The sequence below is a fragment of the Burkholderia sp. FERM BP-3421 genome, from assembly GCF_028657905.1.
In the GTDB taxonomy this organism is placed as follows: Bacteria; Pseudomonadota; Gammaproteobacteria; order Burkholderiales; family Burkholderiaceae; genus Burkholderia.
This window is the reverse complement of the sequence record NZ_CP117781.1, coordinates 1,970,392-1,988,692: the sequence shown is the minus strand read 5'-3', so window position 1 is coordinate 1,988,692 and position 18,301 is coordinate 1,970,392. Positions and strand designations below refer to the sequence as shown.

The following is an 18,301-nucleotide window of genomic DNA, read 5'->3' as shown; positions in this document are numbered from 1 at the left end:
GTTGTCAGTCTAGAAAGCGTGCGTCGCGCCGCATTGATCCAGATCAATGTTGCGCGCGACGGCGCAGTGCGATCTCACCACTCGTAGCCGACCTGCGCGCGCACGCCCGTGTCGCCGCTCGACGTCGCCGCGACGCCGCCATTCACGAGCCAGCGGCCGTTTTCCGAGCGGTGCGTGACGCTGACGGCGACCGCCTTGCCGCTCTTGTAGCTGCCGACGCCGACCTCGGCCACCGTGCGGCCCGGGGCCGACGGCGTGAGGTTCGGCATCACGAGCGCGGCGGCGATACCCGAGTAAGCGTTTTTCGCGACATCGTTGATGGCGCGGTTGGTGTCGTTGAAGCGCTGGTCGGTGTAGTTGTTCGCCTGGCTCACGCCGGATGCGACCGAGCCGTTCAACTGGTTCAGGTTCACCGCATCGGTGCCCTGCGTGCCGGGCGCGACGTTGGTGATCTGGCGCTGCTGCTCCGCGCTGCCGACCGACACAACGTTGTTGCGGCCGCCGTCATTCGAGTTCGAGCCGATCGCGACCGAGTTCGAGCCGGCGGTGACGGTCGGACGATCCGTGCCGTCGCCCTTCGAGTCGGCGGCGATGCCCGAGTTGCTCGTGACCGACGTCGACAGGTTCGAAATCTGGTTGTTGATGTTCGTCACGCTCGTGGACAGCGAATTCACCGTGTTGTTGGTGGTCGACAGGCTGGTGGACAGCGAGCTGATGCCGGTCGAGGTGGAGGTCGACAGCGATGTCACGTTGCTGTTGGTGGTCGACAGGCCGGTGGACAGCGAGCTGATGCTGGTCGAGGTCGAGGTCGACAGCGACGCGACGTTGCTGTTGGTGGTCGACAGACCGGTGGACAGCGACGCGACATTGCTGTTGGTCGTGTTCAGGCTTGTCGACAGCGAGGCGACATGGCTGTTGGTCGCGAACAGCTGGCTGCCGTTGACGGCATCCGTGCTGTCGGCGCTCACACGGCCGGCGGCGACGTTGGTGACCTGGCGCTCCTGGCCGGGCGCGCCGACACTGAAGGTGCCGATCGGGTTCGCGCCGGCGTAGCCGCCGAAGGTCACGCCGCCGACGCTCGACGACGAGACGCCGACTGCGGCCGAAGTCGTCGCGCCGTTGCCGATCGCCACCGAGTTGGCGAGGTTCGCCTTCGCGTTCGGGCCGATCGCGACGCTGTTTTCACCGGTGGCTTCGCTGTCCGCCTCAGTCGAGTTCGCGTGGAAGTACTTGATGCCCTTCGCATTGATGTTGTCGACCGCGGCGCCGACGTTCTGGTTGGTGGTGGTCGTGCCGTCGTTGTTGTAGGTGACGTACGACGGCGACGAGATCTTGCCCGTGGCGGGATCGTAGGTCGCGCCGCCGCCGAGCGCCTCGGCGGTGCTCGTGCCGAGATTGGTCGTGTTGGTCGTGATCGAGCTGAGGCTCGTCGACAGGGAGCCGATGCCGGTCGAGGTCGAGGTGGACAGCGATGTCACGTTGCTGTTGGTCGTGCTGAGGCCGGTGGACAGCGAGCCGATGCCGGTCGAGGCGGAGGTCGACAGCGAGGTGAGAGTGCTGTTGGTCGTCGACAAGCCGGTGGACAGCGAACCGATGCCGGTGGAGGTCGAGGTCGACAGGGAGGTGATCTGGCTGTTGGCGGTCGACAGGCCGGTCGAGGTCGAGGTGGACAGCGACGTGACGTTGCTGTTGGTCGTGCTGAGGCCGGTGGACAGTGAACCGATGCTGGTCGAGGTGGAAGTCGACAGGGAGGTGAGGTTGCTGTTGGTGGTCGACAGGCCAGTGGACGTCGAGGTGGACAGCGACGTCAGGTTGCTGTTGGTCGTGCTGAGGCCGGTGGACAGCGAGCCGATGCTGGTCGAGGTGGAAGTCGACAGGGAGGTGAGGTTGCTGTTGGTGGTCGACAGGCCGGTCGAGGTCGAGGTGGACAGCGATGTCAGGTTGCTGCTGGTCGTGCTGAGGCCGGTGGACAGCGAGCCGATGCTGGTCGAGGTGGAAGTCGACAGCGAGGTGAGGTTGCTGTTGGCGGTCGACAGGCCGGTGGACGTCGAGGTGGACAGCGACGTCAGGTTGCTGTTGGTCGTGCTGAGGCCGGTGGACAGCGAGCCGATGCTGGTCGAGGTGGAAGTCGACAGGGAGGTGAGGTTGCTGTTGGCGGTCGACAGGCCGGTGGACGTCGAGGTGGACAACGACGTCAGGTTGCTGTTGGTCGTGCTGAGGCCGGTGGACAGCGAGCCGATGCTGGTCGAGGTGGAAGTCGACAGCGAGGTGAGGTTGCTGTTGGCGGTCGACAGACCGGTGGACGTCGACGTCGACAACGACGTGATCGATTCGGTTGCGGTATCGAGCAGACGCGTGACGGCGTACAACTGGCTGCCGTTGATGCCATCGGTGCTGGTTGCGGTGATGCGGCCGGCGGCCACGTTAGTCAGTTGGCGCTCCGCGCCGGCATCGCCGATGCTGACCACACCAGTCGGGTTCGCGCCCGCGAAGCCGTTGAGTGTGGTCGAGCCGACCGTCGCGCTCGATACGCCGACTGCGTTTGCCGTCACCGATTTCGCGCCGAGCGCGACGGAATTGTTCGTGGCCGCGACGGCGCCCGTGCCGATCGCGACGGCATCAGCGCCGGTCGCGATGCTGTCGGCACCGGTCGAGTTCGCGTGGAAGTACTTGATACCTTGGCTGTTGATGTTGTCGATGGCCGAGCCGACGTTGTTGGCGGTCGTCGTCGTGCCGTTCGCGTTGTACGTCGTATAGGACGGCGCGGAAATCGTGCCGGTGCTCGGATCGAAGCCTGCACCGCCGCCGAGTGCCGCCGCCGTGCTGTTGCCGAGGTTGTCTGTCTTCGTTTGCAGCGTGTTCACGCTGGTCGACAGCGAGCTGATACCGCTGTTGGCGGTGGAAAGGCCGGTCGAAGCGGACGACGAGAGCGAAGTCACACTGCTGTTGGTCGAGCTGAGGCCCGTCGAAAGCGAGCTGATACCACTGTTGGCGGTGGAAAGGCCGGTCGAAGCGGACGACGAGAGCGAAGTCACACTGCTGTTGGTTGAGTTGAGGCCGGTCGAAAGCGAGCTGATACTGCTGTTGGCGGTGGAAAGGCCGGTCGAAGCGGACGACGAGAGCGAAGTCACACTACTGTTGGTCGAGCTGAGGCCGGTCGAAAGCGAGCTGATACCGCTGTTGGCGGTGGAAAGGCCGGTCGAGGCGGACGACGAGAGCGAAGTCACACTACTGTTGGTCGAGCTGAGGCCGGTCGAAAGCGAGCTGATACCGCTGTTCGTGGTGGAAAGGCCGGTCGAGGCGGACGACGAGAGCGAAGTCACACTGCTGTTGGTCGAGCTGAGGCCGGTCGAAAGCGAGCTGATACTGCTGTTCGCGGTGGAAAGGCCGGTCGAAGCGGACGACGAGAGCGAAGTCACGCTGCTGTTGGTCGAGCTGAGGCCGGTCGAAAGCGAGCTGATGCCGCTGTTCGCGGTGGAAAGGCCGGTCGAGGCGGACGACGAGAGCGAAGTCACACTGCTGTTGGTCGAGCTGAGGCCGGTCGAAAGCGAGCTGATACCGCTGTTAGCAGTGGAAAGGCCGGTCGAAGCGGACGACGAGAGCGAAGTCACGCTGCTGTTGGTCGAGCTGAGGCCCGTCGACAACGAGCCGATCCCCGTCGACGCCGACGTCGACAACGATCTGATCGCGGTCGATGCCGAGGTCGACACGGTGGTCAGCTGGCGCACATTGACTGCATCGGTGTCCTGCGTACCGCCCGCGACGTTGGTGATCTGCCGCAGCGTCGTGCCGTTGCCGACCGACAGCGCGCCCGTGGTCGTCACGTTGGTACCCGAGAAGCTCTCGACGACCGCGCCGCCCGCGCGGTTTGCGACCGAGCCTGCGCCCAGCGCGACCGCGCCGATTTGCGTCGAGGTCGAGGCCGCGCCCAGCGCCATGCCGTCGGTCTGGCCGACCATGCTGTTGGCGCCGAACGCGATGCTGCCGCCGCCGCTCGCGTTGAGCGTGCGCGCATTGGTGCCGATCGCGATGGTGTCCGCGTTGATGGGGGTGAGGCCGCGCGTGCCGCCCGGCGAACTGTCGGCTTCCGCGCCCGAGCCGATCGCGATGCCGCGGATCGAGTACGCGATGGAACCCTTGCCGCCCGCCGCGTTCTGGGCGCCGATCGCGATCACGTCGCCCGTGCCGTCGCCGTCCGTGCCACCGCCCGCGAGATAGGTTGCCTGCGCGCCCGTCGAGCAGGCGATGCCCAGGGCCAGCACCAAGGCGCTTACCGCGGACTTGTTCGGCTTGCCGCGCGACGATGTCAGTTCCGACGTCGCGATCCACGCGCCGAGTGCTTCGTTCCAAATGCTGCGATAAGTGCGATTCATGGTGTCCAACCCCTCTGAATGACGTGATGAGTTCACCGATCAATCAGTCAGAAGAGGTCAGATTTAATCGGCATGAAATATGGCGTAATGAATTTGAAAGTGAATTTTATTGAGACAAAGGTCAGATAAAAACACGTCAACCGATAAATTCTGTAAATTTGACGTTAAATATTGAAAAATGACGTCATCTGACAATCTGGCGAGATGTAAATTTTCCCGTTTCTTGTCAAGTTCCGTTAATTCAAGAGGGTCAGCAGAAAAAGGCATGCAAGCGGTTGGAAGGTCGATTGAAGGCGCGCGGAAGGCTCGCTGAAAGATAAAAAGGCGCGTGAACTGCGACAAGCTGTCGCAGTTCACGCGCCTTTTTAAAGATGCTCTTTTAATGCTTGAATATCGAGAGGGTCGGATAATCGAAAATTGCCCGGAAATAATCATTGGAATCAAAAATGATTTGAACAGGCAATTGATATGAAGATTGATTGCCGCGTGCGATGGCGCGATCATGGCGGCGGGCGCGGAGCCGGTGGCGGATGACGCCGGCGCGCCCGGCATCCGTTTCTTCAGGAGGGCGATACGATGTCGAAGGGCTTGCGCGTGGCTGAGGTCTGGTATCAGCGGGCGTTGTGGATCATTGCGGTGGTGTTTGCCGTGTTTCTGGCCGGGCTGGGCGGCTTGATCGTCGGTGACCTGCCGCGCGTGGCGGCCGACCTGCAGCGCGATACGTTCGTCGACCTGGCCGCGGCCCGTCCGCTCGATGCGCAACTGGCGGCGCTGTCCACCCGGATCACCGCGAATCGTGATGCGCTCGATCAGGCCGGCGTGCTGCTCGATGCCGCGCGGCAGGACACGCGTCAGGCGCGCGAGGCATTCCAGGCGACGGCATCGGCCCGGCACGTGACGGACCGTGCGGACGAGGATCCGTCGGTACTCGGCCATGCACGCGCATTCGAGGGCGCGACGCAGCGCGAGCGCGCCGCCGAGGCGAAGCTGGCCGATCTCAAGCAGCAGGGGGCGGCGTTCGAACGTGAGCGCGACGGCCTGACCGCGGCGCGCGCCGCGCTCGATGCGGCCGCGCAGACGCGTCTCGACGCGGCGCTCCGTCGCCAGGAACTGCGCGTGTTCGGTGTGCGGCTGCTGTTCACGCTGCCGCCGGTGCTGATCGCCGGCTGGCTGTTCGCGACGCAGCGCAAGAGCCGCTACTGGCCGTTCGTCTGGGGTTTCATCCTGTTCGCGCTGTATGGATTTTTCGTCGAGCTGGTGCCGTATCTGCCGAGCTACGGCGGTTATGTGCGCTATCTGGTCGGGCTGGCCGTGACGGTCGCGGCGGGCCAGTACGCAATCCGCGCACTTGCGCGCTATCTCGAGCGGCAGCGTAGCGAGGAGCAGCAACCCGATGCGGCCCGGCGCGGCGCGATCGATTTCGTCAGTGCCTATGCGCAGATCGACAAGAAGATCTGTCCCGGGTGCGAACGCCCGCTCGATACGGCCGACTCGCAGCGGAATTTCTGTCCGCACTGCGGCATCGGCGTATTCGACGCGTGCGGGCAGTGCCGCGCGCGCAAGAACGCATTCAGCCGCTTTTGCCCGGCATGCGGCGCCCAGGCCGCGCCCGGGGTCGCAAAACAGGTGTAATCAAACGCGTCTAGAATGCGGAAGATACCGGTTTACGCCACGGGAGCGCCGAGGCATGCTGCCGGTCGGGGCGGCCCGGCGGCCGCCCCGCCTTCGAGGAGCGCCCCGTGTGGCATTTTCCAGTCGCAATTCCGTCGTCGCTCGGCCCCTGGGCCGTCTTCCTGAGCGTCCTCATCACGCAGCTTGGGATGCCGGTGCCGGCCGTGCCGATGCTGATCCTCGGCGGCACGATGGCGGCGATGGGGCAGGCTTCCTACGCGGGCATGCTGTGCGCGGCGATCGGCGCGACGATGCTGGCGGATTCCCTGTGGTTCTTCGCCGGGCGCCTGCGCGGCCGGCGACTGCTCAACGGGCTCGTGCGCTTCTCGTTGTCGCTCGACACCACCGTGCGTATCGCGCGCAACGTATTCGAACGCTATGGCGCGCCGCTCCTCGTGCTCGCGAAATTCCTGCCGGGCCTCGGGCTCGTGTCCGCGCCGCTGCTCGGCACGACCGCGGTCGGCGTGCGCGTGTTCCTGCTGTGGGATCTGGCCGGTGCGTCGCTGTGGGCGAGTGTCTGGCTGTTCGGCGGCGCGCTGCTGCATGAGGAGATCGTGCAGCTCGTGCTGTGGGTGCGCCACAGCGGTGGCACCATCTTCGACGCGTTCGCCGCGATCTTCGTCACCTTCCTGCTGTACCGATGGGTGCGGCGCGTGCAGTTCCGGCGCTGGCTCGGGAAGGTGCGCATCACGCCGCAGCAGCTCGACGAGATGATGAAGTCGAACGAGCCGCCGCTGATTTTCGATGCGCGGCCGCGCGCGGTGCGCGAGAAGGAGGCCTACCGGATCGCAGGCGCCTATCCGCTCGATCTCGATACCCCCGAGCAGCTGGATCCGGTGCTGCTCAAGCGCGCGATCGTCGTGTACTGCGTGTGCCCGAACGAGGCCACCGCGAAGCGCATCGTCGCGCAGCTGCATCGCAAGAACATCCGCGATGTCCGCGCGTTGAAGGGCGGCCTCGACGCCTGGGAAAAGCACGGCTACCCGGTCGAACCGCTGCCGTCCGATTTCGACGGGACACGCTACACGGTGCATCAGGAAGAGACCTCGGCCGGCGAATACACGGTGCGCGCCAGCCTGTCGAAGTAAGCCGTTCATCCTCCGCCGGGCCGTTCGGCCCGCGCTTTCACCGCGCCGCGCGTCCGGCGCGGCTGCGTATTTCGCGCGCGCTCGCGCCACCGATTCCGGCATATCCATAGCGGATTTTGTTGTTTTGCCGCGATTTCCCGCTTTGTTAGCATCAATTTCCCGCGATGCCTACGCTTTCCAGACTTTCTGCCGGAATCACGCACCATGACGCTGCAACAAGACGAACAGGCCCGCGCACTGCCCATCCTCGATCTGTCCGACTTCGATTCCGCCGACGCCGCCGCGCGCGACGGTTTTCTCGCCGCGCTGCGCCATGCCGCGCGCGATGTCGGTTTCTTCTATCTGCGCGGTCACGGCATCGATCTCGCGCTGGGCCAGTCGATCCAATCGGCCGCGCGGCGTTTCTTCGCGCTGCCGGAGGCGGACAAGCTCGCGCTTGAAATGGCGAATTCGGCGCATTTTCGCGGCTATACGCGCGCCGGCGACGAGCTGACGCGCGGCCGGCGCGACTGGCGCGAGCAGTTCGACATCGGCGCGGAACGGCCGGTGATCGCGCAGCAGGCCGGCTTGCCGGCCTGGACCCGCCTGCAAGGGCCCAACCAGTGGCCGGACGCGCTGCCGGACCTGAAGCCGGCGCTGCTGCGCTGGCAGCGCGAGCTGACGGGCGTCGCGATCCGCGTGCTGCAGGCGTTCGCGGTCGCGCTCGCGCAGCCGGCCGATGCGTTCGAGGCGATCTACGGCGCGACGCCGAATGAACATATCAAGCTGATCCGCTATCCGGGCCGCGAGGCGACGGGCGACGATCAGGGCGTCGGGCCGCACAAGGATTCGGGATTCCTGAGCTTCCTGTTGCAGGACGAGCAGGGCGGGCTGCAGGTGGCGGCGGACGACGGCGGATGGATCGATGCGACGCCGTTGCCGGGCACCTTCGTCGTCAATATCGGCGAACTGCTGGAACTGGCGACCAACGGCTATCTGCGCGCGACCGTGCACCGGGTGGTGACGCCGCCCGCCGGCCGCGACCGGCTGTCGATCGCTTTTTTCCTCGGCGCGCGTCTCGACGCCACGGTGCCGCTGCTCACGCTGCCGCCCGGGCTGGCCGCGCAGGCGCGCGGGCCGGCGAGCGACCCGGACAACCCGCTGTTCCACGAGGTCGGGCCGAACTACCTGAAGGGGCGGCTGCGCTCGCATCCGGACGTCGCCCGCCGTCACTACGCCGACGTGCTCGCCGCTCAGGCGGCCTGACGCTTATCGCATCGCGGCCGCGCGCTCGCGCGGCGCTTCCTGTTTCCTTTTCCCGTGGGTGTGCCATGTTCGATTTCGTTTCCGGACGCTGCGTCCGTCTGTTGACCGCCTGGGCGGTGTCGTTCGCGGTCGTCGCGCCCGCCGGCGCGGCCGATGCGCCGCCGCTGCGGATCGCCGCCGACGCGATTCCGCACGCGGAAATCCTCGCGTATGCGCAGAAGATCACGCCGGGACTCAAGCTCGACGTGATCGAGATTCCGAACGGCGTGAACCCGAACGAGCTGCTCGCGCACGGCGACGTCGACGCGAACTATTTCCAGCACGTGCCTTATCTGCATTCGCAGGAGGCGGCGCTGGGCCGCAAGTTCGTGGTCGCGGCAAGCGTGCACATCGAGCCACTCGGCGTTTACTCGCGCAGGTACCGCCGTTTCGATCAGGTGCCGGAGGGCGCGACGGTCGCGGTGCCGAACAACGCGGCCAACCTGAGCCGCGCCCTGTTCCTGCTGCAGGCGCAGGGCCTCGTGACGCTCAAGCCTGGCCTCACCGGCGTGGATCGCAGCCTCGCGACGCCGCGCGACATCGTCGCGAACCCGAAGCACCTGAAGGTGCTGGAGATCGAGTCGCCGCAGCTGCCGCGCGCGCTCGACGACGTCGCGCTCGCGGTGATCAACGGCAACTACGCGCTCGAAGCCGGGCTGTCGCCCGCGAAGGATGCGCTCGGGCTCGAGCCGGTCGCGGGCAACCCGTATGCGAACGTGGTGGTGACGACGCCGCAGCTGGCCGGCGATCCGCGCATTCGCAAGCTGGCCGACGCGCTCGGTTCGCCGGCCGTCGCGCGGTTCATCCGCGATCGCTACCAGGGCTCGGTGATCCCGGTGCATGCGCCGGGAGCGGGGTCGTGAGGCGCGTCGTCGGCATGACGGGCAGGGAGGCGCGATGAATCCGCAGGATTGGAGCGAGGTGGCCGCGCTGGTCGCGACCGGCACGCTGCAGACGCTCTACATGGTCGCGCTCGCCACGCTGGCCACGATCGCGGGCGGCCTGCCGCTCGGCGTGCTGCTGTGCGTCGCGCGCAAGCCCGGCGTGTTCGATGCGCCGCGCGCGGCGGCCGTGCTCGGATTCGCGATCAACATCGGACGCTCGGTGCCGTTCGTCGTGCTGCTGATCGCGCTGATTCCGCTGACCCGTCTCGTGGTCGGTACGAGCCTCGGCAGCACGGCCGCCGTGGTGCCGCTCGCGATCGGCGCGATCCCGTTCTTCGCGCGCGTGGTCGAGGCCTCGCTCGACGAGGTGGATCGCGGTCGCATCGAGGCGATCGTCGCGATGGGCGGCACCGCGCGTCACGTGGTGCGCGACGTGCTGCTTCCCGAGGCGTTTCCGTCGCTGCTGGCGGGGCTGACGCTGACCGTCGTGATGCTGATCGGCTTCTCTTCGATGGCGGGCGTGGTGGGCGGCGGCGGGCTCGGCGATCTCGCGATCCGCTATGGCTATCAGCGCTTCAACCAGCGCGTGATGCTCGCGACCGTGGTGGTGCTGGTCGTGCTCGTGCAGGCGGTGCAGATGTCGGGCGATCGCCTGACACGGGTGCTCGCGCAACGACGCTGACGCGCATACCAGCGTCATCCGCAGGGTTTTCGAAACGGACTATGCTCATCGGGCCATGCAAAGAGGGGTTTGCAGTGGTGTCGATAAGCTTAGTCCGTTTTGTTCTTTTCATCGCCGGGTCCGGCGAGATAGGGTGAATGACATGACAGATCAATCGCAGTCCGCTTCTCGTCCGCTCGCGTGGGTCGCGGGCGTCGGCGCGAGCGCGGGGCTTGGTGCGGCGGTGGGGCGGCGCTTCGCACGGGAAGGCTATGCCGTGGCGCTGAGCGGCCGCACCGCGGCGCGCGTGGAAGCCGTCGCGGAGGAGATCCGGGCGCACGGCGGCGTCGCGCACGCGCTCGTCGGCGACATCGCGAACGAGGACGACGTGCGCCGCATCGCGGGGCGGGTGCGCGAGCTGGGTGCGTTGCGCGCGGGCATATTCAACGCGGGCAATGCGGTGCGCGGCCCGACGCTCGAACTGCGCGTGGCCGATTTCGAAGGCGCGTGGCGCACCAACGTGATCGGCGGCCTGCTGTTCGCGCAGGCGGTGCTGCCGCAGTTGCTCGACGTGGCGGCGACGAACGAGCCGCGCAGTCTGCTGTTCACGGGCGCGACCGCGTCGCTGCGGGGTCGGCCGCCGTTTGCCGCGTTCGCGTCGGCGAAGGCGGGCCTGCGTTCCCTCGCGCAGACGCTCGCGCGAGAGTTCGGGCCGCGCGGCGTGCATGTCGCGCACGCGGTGATCGACGGCGGGATCGACGGCGAGCGGCTGCGGCAGGGCGCGCCGCAACTCGCCGCGCTGGCGGGCGAGGATGGGCTGTTGTCGCCCGACGCGATCGCCGACAGCTACTGGCAGTTGCATCGGCAGCATCGCAGCGCGTGGACGCACGAGCTTGACCTGCGCCCCTACAAGGAATCGTTCTGACTGACGAGGAATCGCGATGAGCACGGTACTGGAACAGCATCCGCCGGTATGCGGCGGCGAAGTGGAGGCGGAAGTGAATTACCTGGCGCCGGGCGTTGACCGGCCGGTGGCCTATACGTTCGAGCCGCCGCCGGGCACGCCGTGGGTGACGGGCGCGCTCGCGCCGCACCGCGTGACGATCCGCGACGCGCGGCCGCTCGCGGCCGCGGGTGAATTCGGGCTCGACGTCAGCGGTTTCGAGCTGCGCGCGCATCGCACCGCATTGACGGATTTCTCCGATGACGCCGTGATCCGTTCGGTGTACTACGCGGAAGTCGACGCGCTGCTGCGCGCCGCGACCGGGGCGGAAAAGATCGTGATCTTCGATCACACGCTGCGCGACAGCGCGCAAGGCTCGCGGGCGACCGCTTCGCTGCGCGAGCCGGTGCGGCGCGTGCACAACGACCAGACCTTCGTGTCGGCGCCGCGCCGCGTGCGCGACCATCTCCCGGCGGAGGAGGCCGAGGCGCGCTTGCGGCAACGCTTCGCGATCGTCAACGTGTGGCGGCCGCTCGATGTCGTCGAGCGCCTTCCGCTCGCGCTGTGCGATGCCCGCTCGATCGCGCGCGGGGATCTCGTGCCGAGCGATCTCGTCTACCGCGACAAGGTCGGCGAAACCTATTCGATCACGGCTAATCCCGCGCATCGCTGGTACTACTTCCCGCGCCAGCGTCCGGACGAGGTGGCGCTCCTGAAGATCTACGATTCGCTCGACGACGGCCGAGCGCGCCTGACCGCGCACACGGCATTCGACGATCCGACCACGCCCGAGACGGCGCCCGCGCGACGCAGCATCGAGGTGCGCGCACTGGTGTTCTGGCCGCCGGGCGCGTGACGTTCGCCGGGCGATTCGCGCGGCGCGGCACAACGCGCGGCGTCGGCCGCGCCTGTATTGCCGCCATCGATCATGTTGCTCGGCTGTTTGGTTGTTCGGCGACGGCGGGCGTGGCGGGGCGTGGCGATCTGGTGTCCGGCGGGGCGATCGACGCTTACCGGGCGCGCCATGCCCGCGTCATCCACAGGGTTTTCGAAGCGGGCGAGATGTATCGGGCCGCAACCCGCTTCGTGCCGGCGAACATGGCCTGCCGCCCGGCTCCGGCCGCCGACATGGATCGACGCGCGCCGAATCGCGAAGCAGGCAGGGAGTCGGAAACCCTGCGATGACATGGGATTCGGCCAGGAGCGTCAAGCCGGCGCGGCATGGCCCGGGGCAGCCCATCCCTGTTTGCGAGTTGGACTGCCCCGGCGCTGCAACTCACGTCCGGCCTCGAGTGCTGCGCGCCGGACCCGATGCGTTCTCCGGCAATCAGCTTGCCGGCGCGGCGAGGTGCGGTGCGGCCCAAAGCTGGTTCGACTGGTTCACTCCGCACGAATACAGATCGACCGGCGTGCCGACCGCCCCCACCGCGCCCTGATACACGTCGACGCAGCGTCCATCCGCGGCGGCGACGAGTTGTCCGGCGAGCTTGTAGGCGAAGCGCTGCTTCTTGTCCTGCGCGCTGCAGGCGGCGAGCGTCGCCCATTGCCCGGATGCGCCGTTGACGGCGCCGGTGCTGTCCGGAGCGGTCGAGCTCAGGCACAGGCCGGTGCCCGCGAGCTGCACGGTGCCGTCGGTGTTGCGGCTCCACCGCTGTGCCGGCGCCGCGCTGCAGGCGGCCAGCGTCACGGCCGCGCCGGCCGTGGCCTGGTTGGCGTTCATGCAAAGCGGCGTCGCGCCCCAGTCGGTCTGGGTCGCTTCGATCTCTCCCGTCGGCGTCCAGCCGCCGCAGGTGCCGCTCAGCTTCACCATCGCATTGTCGTGCGCGCCGATCGACACCTGCAGCCGGCTGGTCGCGCTCGACGTGCTGTGCGCCCACAGATCGCGCACGGCCAGCGTGCAAGGCGAGCCGCCGACGCCGGTCTTGTAGCCGAGATTCGCGAACGGCAGCGTATAGTCGACGGACGTGCTCCCCTTGTTCAGCACGACGACCGCGAGCCCGCCGTCGGCGAGCGGCTTGGCGACCACGTCGATGCCGGCGCTCGTCGACGGATCGTCGCGCGACACCCGATAACCGCCGATGCCGAGCGCATCCTGGTCGACCGCGATCACCTCGGCGTTGGTCAGCGTCGCGAGCGATTGCTTCAGGTGGGCGTCCTGCGGATTCGCGGCGATCTTGCGCGTATCGGCGCTGATGATCAGCGGCGCGGCCAGCGCGGACCACAGCGCCATCTGGCTGCGCTCCTCGGCGGGCGTCAAGCCGTTGTCGCCGATCAGCAGCTGGTCCGGGTCATTCCAGTTGCCGGGCGAGACGTAGCGGGACAGCGCGATCGTGTCGTTGTAGCTCTGGTAGACGCCTTCCTGATACGCGTCCGCGTTGTAGTAATCCCAGGGATCGCCGACCGGCCGGCCGTTCGCGTCCACCGAGGTGGTCTTGATGTCCGGGCCGGTTCGCCACATCTGGCCGAGCGGGCGCACCCAGGCGAGCGTCGCGTACTTCGACGGCCCGCCGGGGCCGTAGCCCGCCGGCGCGGATTCGTCGAACAGGATCTTGCGCGGCGAGCCGGCCGTTGCCTGGCCAAGCGCGTCGGCCATCTGCTTGAAGAGTTGCTGCGGCGTCGCGTTGCCGGTCGCGCCGCAATTGTCGAGTTTCAGCGCGTCGACGCCCCATGCGGCATAGGTTTGCGCATCCTGTTGCTGGTAGCCTTGCTCGCCGGCGGCGACGCCTTGGCAGGTTTTCGCGCCGGACGTGTTGTAGAGGCCGACGAGCATGCCGGCGCCGTGCACCGAGGTCGCGTAGGCGCCCAGGTCGGGATCGAAGCCGGGCTGTTGCGAGCCGCCCCAGCGCGTGGCGCCCTGGATCTGGCCGGCGCCGTTGCGCATCATCCAGCAGTCGTCGACCATCAGCATCGTGTAGCCGGCCGACACGAGCCCGGTGCCGCGCATCGCCTCGGCCTGATCGAGCATGAAGCGCTGAAACGAATAGCCGGCGCGCGCGCTGCCGTCGAGCGGTGCTTGCGGGACGCATTGGAAACGCGCCCAGTCGTTGAAACCCATCGGCGGCGTCAGCGACAGCGGCGTGTTGGTGTTGGCGGCGACGGGGTCGGCGTAGGCCGCATGACTGAGCCAGAGCGGCACGCAGGCGAGCGCGCCTGAGGCGAGTCGGACGAACGGAATGCGCATTCGATTCTCCAGATGGGCGGGCAGAAGGCCGCGCGGGCGCCGTCGCGCCGTTCGCGCCGGACTCTGCTGGATCGGCGGTCAAAGGACAGGCAATGCTCGGTCGTTTCGGGAGGCGATCTACATTTGGATTCCTAAATTAATGGGTGAAATGAAGACGGAGCGGGCAATAGGCGGCGCAGGGTGTCGCGCCGCGCAGCTCGGCGGTCAGGAGGCGCCGCGTGGCTTGCGCGACGGACTCGAATGCAGCGCGGCTTTCGCGCGGCGGATTTTTTCCAGGACCTCGCCATCCTGATTGAGCGTGACGCCGAGCGCGATCGTGTCGATCGCGCAGAGCTGCACGATGCGCGAAACGCCCGGCATGTTGGGGTCGATCGCGGTGGGGAGATGAAGGATGATCGGAACATCGACGAGCGCGACGAGCGGCGCGCCCGCATTCGTCAGCGCGATGGTGGTCGCGCCGCGCTTGCGGGCGATCCTGATGCTGTCGTTGATCTCTTCGCTGCGGCCCGCGTGCGAGATCGCGAAAACGACGTCGCCCGGTTCGACGAGGCCCGCGTGCAGGCGCTGCAAGTGCGCGTCGGAAAAGGCGCTCGCCGGAATGTCGAGCCGCAGGAAGCGCAGCAGCGCATCCTGGATTACCAGCCCGGAACCCGAGCCGACGCCGATGAAGATCACGCGCCGGGCGCTCGAGATCGCGCGGATCGCCGCATCGAGTTCCGCCGTATGGATCGTCTCGCAGGCGTGCTGGATGCCGGCGGCCGTCGTGCGGAAGACCTTGTCGACGAGCGTGGCGGTGGTGTCGTCGCGCTCGATCGACGCCTGCGAATAGGACAGGCCGCCCGCGAGGCTTTGCGCGAGCTTCACCTTGAAATCGCGCAGCCCGTCGGTGCCGACCGCTCGACAGAAACGCGTGACGGACGGTTCCGACACCGCCGCGCGGCGGGCGAGTTCGGTAATGCTCGCGTGCAGGGCGAAATCGACGTCGTCGAGCACCAGATCCGCGACTTTCTGTTCGGCCGGACGCAGTTCGCCGAACAGCTTGCGGATGTGCGGAATCAAATTGGGCGCTGACACGGTACTCCCTGGGTGCGCGTGCGGCGCGCGGCGGCGGCAGATGCGAGGCCCGTGGCGTCGATCCAGGCATCTGCCGCTGTTCGCGTCGGCCGCACCGGTGTGGCGAAGCGGTCATTCTAAGGTCTGACGCGGGTGCCCGGCCCGCCTGGCGGCACGTCATCTCGCATCGGGCAGCGTCGCCGGGCATGCGCGGGCCTGGCCCGGAGTGGCGTCGCGTGGCGTGCGCTGCGTGCAGGGTTCGCACGTCGGCGAGCCGTTCTGTCGGGCCGGTCGGCGGCGAATCCGTGGTGCCGGCGCGGACGAGCCCCGGATCGCCAAGCGCCGCGAGACGACGACGCGATGCGCAGCCGCTGCCGCCGCCCGCGTTCTGGACTAACCCGAACTGGTTCATCTGTCCGTCCCCTCCCTGGTGCCCGGCGGATGCTGAGGCCCCGCTCCTGTGCCGCGGTAGTGTAGATCAATGTATGAAAATTTCAAACATGAAAAGAAAGGCCGTTCGCACTTTCCGATCGGTGCCGGATTGTTTCGTTTAAAAGGCTTGATAGCACGTTAATGATGGGGCGATCCATACTGGAGCGTGAATCGATCCAATATGTAGGATTTTTACAAGGCGATGATCTCGAAGCGAGCGCCTCGTGTGTCGGGTCGATTGGCAACACGTCGGTCGGTCGAACGGGAGCGGCGATGCCGAGCCCCGTCATGCGGGCATGGCGGCGATCGTCGCGCCGCTGCCGAAAGGACGGGGTCCGGCACGGCGTTGCATCCGTCATCAGGATGGGCCGTCGCCCCGCATTTCCCTTGAGCCGGATTCGACGCCATGAAACAGCCGATACGAATCCTCGATGCCGAGGACATGCTGGGATGCAGCAAACAGGCGATGAAGCCGAGCGTTTTTGGGATTCAACACGATCTTGCTGACAAATCGAGATTTGCCATGTAGGATTTTTTCAAGAAAACAAGACGAGCGGAAGGCCGGGCCGTTGCGACGGCCCGGCTGCTGCGATAGGCACGGGTCGTTCACGTGCGGATCGCGCGGATTGATCAGGTCCGCGCCGCTCGCTATGGAATCCTAATGAGAGACAGGCTCGCGCAACGGAGAAAACCCGCTGCGCGATCACAACGAGGGCGGGCATGATGACGAACAGAAGAAACTTCCTTGCGTTCACGACGCTGGCGCCGGTCATGGCCGCGTGTGGCAGCGGCGGCGGCGGCGGCGACGGCACGGGCGGTGGCGGGCCGCGGTCGACGTCGGCTGCGGCCGGCGTCGACTCGTCCGTCGAGGCGGCGCAGGCGCCGCAACCGAGCAGCTGCGGGCGCCATACGTTCGCGTTCGCCCGGAACGGCGCGGCATTCCTGCTTGACGGTCGCGTATTCCAGATCCGCAGCGGCGAGATGCACCCCGCGCGGATTCCCGTCGAGTACTGGCGTCATCGGATCCGGATGGCGAAGGCGATGGGGATGAACACCATCGCGCTCTACATCATGTGGAATTACCACGAGTCGGCGCCGGGCGTATTCGATTTCCACACGGACAACCGCGACATCGCCGCGTTCATCCGGCTCTGCCAGGACGAGAACATGTGGGTGCTGCTGCGCCCCGGCCCGTACGTGTGCGGCGAGTGGGACCTGGGGGGCATGCCGTCCTACCTGCTGCGCTATCCCGACATCCAGCTGCGCGTCAATTCGACCACCGACCCGCGTTACATGGCCGCGGTGTCGCGCTACATCGCTCGGCTGGTGCCGATGGTCGCGCCGCTGCTGGTCGGGAACGGCGGCCCGATCCTGATGATCCAGATCGAGAACGAGTTCGGCTCCTATGCGCGCGATCCGGCGTACATGGAGGAGATTCGCCAGCTGTGGGTGAACGGCGGGATCAACGGCCCGTTCTACACGGAGGACGGCCTGACGCAGCTCGAACAGAACCAGTCGAACGTGACGGGCGGCGCGATTGCATTGAGCGGCGGGACGGCTGCCGACATCGCGACGGCGCGCACCCGTTATCCGGACGTGCCGGCGATGGCGGGCGAGGTGTATCCGGGCTGGCTCACGCATTGGGGCGACGCGGTGCTGCAAGGAACCGCGACCGACATCACGACGACGCTCGACGCCCTGATGCGCGGCAAGTTGTCGTTCAACCTGTACGTGATCCACGGCGGCACGAGTTTCGGCTTCTTTTCCGGCGCGAACACCGACGGGACCAGCGGCGAGTATCAACCGGACATCACGAGCTACGACTATGCCGCGCCGATCAGCGAGCAGGGCGTCGCCACCGCGCACTACCTGCGCTATCGCAAGCTGATCGCCGGCTACCTGCCGACGCCGCTGCCGCCGGTTCCCGCACCGGTTCCGACGCTCTCGGGCGTCGCCGCGATCACGCCCGCGCCGTTCGCGTCGCTGTGGGACAACCTGCCGGCGGCCTTGCCGGCGGAGCGTCCGCAGCCGTTCGAGGCGTACGGCCAGGCATTCGGCCTCGTGCTGTATCGGCGGGCGCTGCGGGGGTATGCCGGGGGCGTGCTGACCGCAACCGACGTCCACGACTACGCGACGGTGTACGTCGACGAGCACTATGCGGGCGGCATCTCGCGCGCCGCGCTGCCGGCCGATTACGCGCAGGCATTCAACCTGACCCATCATGCGCCGCTGACGCTGTCTCCCGCGCTCGCGACGTCCCCCGCGCCGACGCTCGACATCCTGGTCGAGGGGATGGGGCGCGTGAACTACGGCCATGCGATCGTCGATCGCAAGGGCATCCTGCAGTCGATCGCGCTGCAGCCGAACGGCGGGGCCGACGCGGAACTGCTCGATTGGGGCGTGCATCTGCTGCCGTTCGACGCCGCGTACGTGGCCGGCCTGCGGCCCGTCGTGACGAATCCGAGCAGGAGCGGCCTGTTCTTCAAGGCGACGTTCAACCTGAATGCGGCCGCGGACACCTATCTCGACATGAGCGCGTGGACGAAGGGCTTCGTCTGGGTGAACGGCCGCCACCTCGGCCGCTACTGGAAGATCGGGCCGCAGCATCGGCTCTATTGTCCCGCACCGTGGCTGCGGCCGGGGCTCAACGAAGTCCTGGTGTTCGATCTGCATCAGGTCGACAGCCGGCCGATCGCGTTCGCCCGCACGCTCGCCTGAGCGGCCGTTTTCA

At 67.1% G+C, this 18,301-nt stretch carries 13 protein-coding genes and 2 pseudogenes; 9 read left to right on the top strand and 6 right to left on the bottom strand.

The features are described from left to right. Window positions 1-74: 74 nt before the first annotated feature. From Bsp3421_RS34010 to Bsp3421_RS11775, 3 genes and pseudogenes are all read right to left on the bottom strand, one after another. Window positions 75-3,848 (bottom strand): annotated as a pseudogene (locus Bsp3421_RS34010) (YadA-like family protein); the annotation flags it as partial. Between the two features lie 444 nt (window positions 3,849-4,292). Continuing rightward, window positions 4,293-4,373, bottom strand: a pseudogene (locus tag Bsp3421_RS34345) (ESPR domain-containing protein); the annotation flags it as partial. A gap of 63 nt (window positions 4,374-4,436) precedes the next feature. Further along, on the bottom strand, window positions 4,437-4,925 hold the full coding sequence (locus Bsp3421_RS11775) for a hypothetical protein (RefSeq protein WP_273996137.1): 489 nt from the start codon (window positions 4,923-4,925) through the stop codon (window positions 4,437-4,439). Window positions 4,926-4,949: 24 nt separating this feature from the next. On the opposite strand from Bsp3421_RS11775, the gene Bsp3421_RS11770 reads away from it, so the two are divergent. The 8 genes from Bsp3421_RS11770 to Bsp3421_RS11735 all read left to right on the top strand — a co-directional run bounded on the left by Bsp3421_RS11770 (window position 4,950) and on the right by Bsp3421_RS11735 (window position 12,089). Further along, window positions 4,950-6,005, top strand: coding sequence for a zinc ribbon domain-containing protein (locus Bsp3421_RS11770; RefSeq protein WP_273996136.1), 1,056 nt, complete (start codon window positions 4,950-4,952; stop codon window positions 6,003-6,005). Between the two features lie 107 nt (window positions 6,006-6,112). After that, window positions 6,113-7,132: a VTT domain-containing protein gene (locus tag Bsp3421_RS11765; protein WP_273996135.1), complete on the top strand. Its 1,020-nt coding sequence runs from the start codon at window positions 6,113-6,115 to the stop codon at window positions 7,130-7,132. Window positions 7,133-7,336: 204 nt separating this feature from the next. Continuing rightward, entirely contained in the window at window positions 7,337-8,377 is a 1,041-nt protein-coding gene (locus Bsp3421_RS11760) for an isopenicillin N synthase family dioxygenase (protein ID WP_273996134.1), read from the top strand. 65 nt (window positions 8,378-8,442) lie between these two features. Next, window positions 8,443-9,279, top strand: coding sequence for a MetQ/NlpA family ABC transporter substrate-binding protein (locus tag Bsp3421_RS11755; RefSeq protein WP_273996133.1), 837 nt, complete (start codon window positions 8,443-8,445; stop codon window positions 9,277-9,279). 34 nt (window positions 9,280-9,313) lie between these two features. Then, entirely contained in the window at window positions 9,314-9,982 is a 669-nt protein-coding gene (locus tag Bsp3421_RS11750) for a methionine ABC transporter permease (protein WP_273996132.1), read from the top strand. Window positions 9,983-10,124: 142 nt separating this feature from the next. Next, window positions 10,125-10,886: an SDR family NAD(P)-dependent oxidoreductase gene (locus Bsp3421_RS11745; protein ID WP_273996131.1), complete on the top strand. Its 762-nt coding sequence runs from the start codon at window positions 10,125-10,127 to the stop codon at window positions 10,884-10,886. Window positions 10,887-10,902: 16 nt separating this feature from the next. After that, complete coding sequence (locus Bsp3421_RS11740; protein ID WP_273996130.1) at window positions 10,903-11,760, top strand: CmcJ/NvfI family oxidoreductase; 858 nt, start codon at window positions 10,903-10,905, stop codon at window positions 11,758-11,760. Further along, entirely contained in the window at window positions 11,757-12,089 is a 333-nt protein-coding gene (locus Bsp3421_RS11735; RefSeq protein WP_273996129.1) for a hypothetical protein, read from the top strand. The genes Bsp3421_RS11740 and Bsp3421_RS11735 overlap by 4 nt, the downstream gene beginning before the upstream one ends. Window positions 12,090-12,231: 142 nt before the next feature. On the opposite strand, the gene Bsp3421_RS11730 is transcribed toward Bsp3421_RS11735, so the two are convergent. The 3 genes from Bsp3421_RS11730 to Bsp3421_RS11720 all read right to left on the bottom strand — a co-directional run bounded on the left by Bsp3421_RS11730 (window position 12,232) and on the right by Bsp3421_RS11720 (window position 16,180). Continuing rightward, complete coding sequence (locus tag Bsp3421_RS11730) at window positions 12,232-14,085, bottom strand: alpha-galactosidase (protein ID WP_273996128.1); 1,854 nt, start codon at window positions 14,083-14,085, stop codon at window positions 12,232-12,234. 204 nt (window positions 14,086-14,289) lie between these two features. Further along, window positions 14,290-15,159 carry a MurR/RpiR family transcriptional regulator gene (locus Bsp3421_RS11725; protein WP_273996127.1) on the bottom strand — a complete coding sequence of 290 codons (870 nt, stop codon included), beginning with the start codon at window positions 15,157-15,159 and terminating at the stop codon, window positions 14,290-14,292. Window positions 15,160-15,928: 769 nt separating this feature from the next. Then, window positions 15,929-16,180 carry a hypothetical protein gene (locus tag Bsp3421_RS11720; protein WP_273996126.1) on the bottom strand — a complete coding sequence of 84 codons (252 nt, stop codon included), beginning with the start codon at window positions 16,178-16,180 and terminating at the stop codon, window positions 15,929-15,931. Window positions 16,181-16,293: 113 nt separating this feature from the next. On the opposite strand from Bsp3421_RS11720, the gene Bsp3421_RS11715 reads away from it, so the two are divergent. Beyond that, window positions 16,294-18,288: a beta-galactosidase gene (locus tag Bsp3421_RS11715; protein ID WP_273996125.1), complete on the top strand. Its 1,995-nt coding sequence runs from the start codon at window positions 16,294-16,296 to the stop codon at window positions 18,286-18,288. Window positions 18,289-18,301: the final 13 nt, after the last annotated feature.